Source organism: Sulfuricurvum sp. (genome assembly GCF_028688295.1).
In the GTDB taxonomy this organism is placed as follows: domain Bacteria; phylum Campylobacterota; class Campylobacteria; order Campylobacterales; family Sulfurimonadaceae; genus Sulfuricurvum.
In genome coordinates this window covers 1-3606 of record NZ_JAQTYM010000122.1, presented here as the reverse complement: position 1 = coordinate 3606, position 3606 = coordinate 1, and the positions used below count along the sequence as shown (strand labels likewise).

Annotated in this window: 4 protein-coding genes; all 4 read left to right on the top strand. The window is 42.6% G+C overall.

Annotated elements, in window-relative coordinates; all coding sequences use genetic code 11:
• A partial coding sequence (locus tag PHR02_RS13365) for an SLC13 family permease (protein WP_299992777.1) occupies positions 1-1163 on the top strand: 1163 nt, incomplete at its 5' end.
• A 12-nt stretch (positions 1164-1175) separates the two neighbouring features.
• Positions 1176-1775: an adenylyl-sulfate kinase gene (gene cysC / locus PHR02_RS13360; RefSeq protein WP_299992775.1), complete on the top strand. Its 600-nt coding sequence runs from the start codon at positions 1176-1178 to the stop codon at positions 1773-1775.
• Positions 1768-2529 carry a 3'(2'),5'-bisphosphate nucleotidase CysQ gene (gene cysQ, locus PHR02_RS13355; protein WP_299992773.1) on the top strand — a complete coding sequence of 254 codons (762 nt, stop codon included), beginning with the start codon at positions 1768-1770 and terminating at the stop codon, positions 2527-2529. Before cysC ends, cysQ begins: the two co-directional genes overlap by 8 nt.
• A 7-nt stretch (positions 2530-2536) precedes the next feature.
• Positions 2537-3606: hypothetical protein (locus PHR02_RS13350; RefSeq protein ID WP_299992772.1), on the top strand; the 1070-nt coding region annotated here is incomplete at its 3' end.

Genomic DNA, 3606 nt, shown 5'->3' with positions numbered 1-3606 from the left:
TAGCACCTATGGTTCTCCCTGATGTAGCAAATGAGAATGAATCGCGTGCCGAGTATTTTTTAGAAGCAAGAGTCAGTGAAAATTCTCCAATGCAGGGAAAAACGATTTACGAAAACGGTCTGCGTAATCTCGAACACCTCTTTTTGGCAGAGATTATCCGCTCTGATCGCTTGATATCACCGGTATCTCCTGATACGCTCATCGAAGCTGGAGATGTATTGGTGTTTGCAGGTGATGTTGTCCATGTCGATACGTTGCGCCGTTTTTCAGGTCTGGAACTTTATAAGGATAAAGCCAATCTTACCGAAAGCAATCTGGTAGAAGCGATCATATCGCACGATTCGACCCTTTTGGGGCAAACGATCAAAGAGGCTGATTTCCGGGCAAAATTCGATGCGGCAGTTGTTGCCCTGAGACGCGGAGATGAGAAACTATCGGGAAAAATGGCTCATCAGATACTTCATGCGGGGGACAGTCTCGTTTTGGCAGTAGGGAATGATTTTCACCGACGTAGCAACCTGAAAAAGAATTTTTACATTGTTTCGGATATTGAAGCTGTCAATCATCTCTCCTCTAAGCATGGATGGATCGCAATGGTGGCATTCGCGCTCGTTATTGCGGCATCGGCGCTGGGGATATTGAGTTTGTTAAAGGGATTGTTACTGCTAATGGGACTTTATCTCTTTTTCGGATTTATCGGGGTTATGGAGATAAAACGGATGTTTCCTTTTGATCTGTTGATCATCATCGGTTCATCGCTCGGAATTGCGGTGGTTCTTCAAAATAGCGGTGCTGCTGCTGATCTGGCAGCTGTTTTAAACCTCTTTTTTTCCGATTATGGGGCGTATGGTACGTTTATCGGTGTATTCTTTCTAACACTTATTATGACAGAGTTTATGACTAACAATGCCGCCGCCGCGCTTGTATTTCCGATCGCACTTGCTACTGCTGAGAGCATGGGGGTGAGTCCGTGGCCATTTATCATGGCAGTAGCTTACGGAGCGAGTGCCAGTTTTTTGAGTCCGTTTGGATATCAGACCAATCTAATGGTCTTTAGTGTGGGGGGATATTCTCTCAAAGATTTTTTCAAAATAGGAGTGCCGGTATCGATAGTTTATTCGGCAGTGGCGATCATAATGATCCCTTTAGTTTTTCCGTTTTAAGGAGTAAAGTGTATGAACAGTAATATTGTTTGGCATGATCAGCATGTCACGAAAAGTGCGCGAGTTTCGAAAGGTCTGCATAAGCCGTGTATATTGTGGGTTACAGGACTGAGTGGTTCCGGTAAATCAACGATTTCCAATGCGGTAGAGAGTGCGTTATTTGAGATAGGGTGTCGTACCTTTCTACTCGATGGGGATAACGTCCGGCACGGTCTTAATAAGGATTTAGGATTTGGAGAGGATGATCGGATTGAAAATATCCGCCGTATCGGAGAGGTAAGTAAGCTTTTTGTTGATGCTGGGCTGATTGTTCTAAGTGCTTTTATATCGCCGTTTTGTTCCGATCGTCAGATTGTGAGAGATCTGGTAGAGGAGGGGGAATTTATTGAAATTTTCATTGATACCCCCCTCGAAGTATGTGAAGCGCGTGATCCAAAAGGGCTTTATGTTAAAGCACGTGCGGGAGAGATTGCTTCATTTACAGGGATATCGTCTCCGTATGAGGCTCCTCAGAACCCTGAAATACATATTAAAACGACCCAATGTTCTATTGACGAATCGGTCGGGATTATCATCGGATATTTAAAAGAAAGAGGGTACCTGAATGTTTGAGCAGATTAATATTAAAGAGATTGTTGAGATTGCTCGTAAAGCGGGTGAAGTGATCATGGACATTTACCGAAAAGATTTCAGTGTTGAATACAAAGAGGACAAAAGCCCACTCACCGAAGCGGATAAAAAAGCCAATGACGTAATTACGGAAGCTCTTGCAGCTTTGCCGGTTGTATTTCCGATTCTCTCAGAAGAGGGGAGAGCGGTACCGTATGAGGTGCGCAGGGAGTGGGATTATTTTTGGATGGTTGATCCTCTCGATGGGACAAAGGAATTTATCAAAAAAAATGACGAGTTTACAGTAAATATAGCGTTGATTCATAAAGGAGTACCTGTGCTCGGTGTTGTCTATGCCCCTGCACTGGGAGATATGTATTGGGCGAAACAAGGAGAAGGAGCATTTAAAAATACTCTCCCTTTACCTTTGGAAAAAAATCATTCACCTGAAAAAGAGCTCAGGGTTGTTGCTTCCAAATCGCACCTTTCTTTGGAAACTGAAACCTTTATCGACGAACTTCGGAAAACGACGCAGGAACTTCGCTTTCTCTCGAAAGGCTCTTCTTTGAAACTGGTTATGGTTGCAGAGGGAAGCGCTGACATCTATCCTCGTATGGCTCCGACGATGGAATGGGATACGGCAGCGGCAGATGCAATCGTTCGTGAAGCTGGAAAAATGACTTACCAAGATCAGAACAATACTCCGATCATTTACAATAAAGAGAACCTTTTGAATCCATGGTTCATTGTCCACTGAGACGTAGATGGGAATAGATATCTTTGAGATGCTGAAACGTTTTGCGCGGATCATCTCCTATGATTATCGCCAAAGGAACGGTATTTTTCGGATTCTGTGGAAATCAGCTGCGAGATGGAACCGTCTGGGATGGGATGGGATGCTCGAATGGCTCGACAAAGAGATCTGGAAAATCCCCAATCAACAAAAAATACTTCACATTGATACCAATGCTTACCGTCATTGGATACAAGTAAGAGAATTCCAACGATTTCACTCAGAAACAAGCTATGACGATTTAAAATTCTCAATCATCCTTGCGCCAGAAAATAATGATGCTTCTCTATCACGTATAATCAATTCATTAATCGAACAACACCATCAAAATTGGGAATTATTACTCCTTTCAGAGTCGTTTGATATTCAAGAGGGGAATGATGGTCGTATTGTCTTTATCGGTGAGTGTTTGCAGCAATCACGGATCGTTCGATACAATAGGGGGTTATCGCTAGCAACCGGTGAGTGGATTATTTTTGCAGATGAGAAGATGGTTTTTTCACCGTTTGCATTGGTTGAAATAGCGATTGCTATCCAAGCAAATAGTGCTGCGGAACTGATCTATACCGATGAAGATATTATCGATGAAGATGGAAAAAGAAGTACCCCCCATTTTAAAAGCGATTTTAATCCCGATTTACTTTATTCGATGTCGTATATTGGCAGAGCATTTGGAACCAGATTGGGTACTGCTCGTGCAGTGGGGGGATTGAGTCAATCAGCATCTTTATGTGCTGATTATGATTTTGTTTTGCGTTTATGGGAATATGCAGGAGAAAAAGCGATCTTTCATATCCCAAAAATAGTGTTTCATTTTGAAAAAGACGAAGTGGATACAAGCATGCGTCACAGTTGTGAGCAACAGGTTTTAAGAGAATATTTTGCAAGACGTAATGAAAAAGTATCCATAGCTTCTGGTACATGCCCACAAACACATCGTTTACATTGGTCGTTACCCGATACATTGCCTTTTGTTACTATAATCATCCCGACGCGTGATCAGCTAGAAGTACTTCAAAAATGCATTGAAAGTATTCTCCA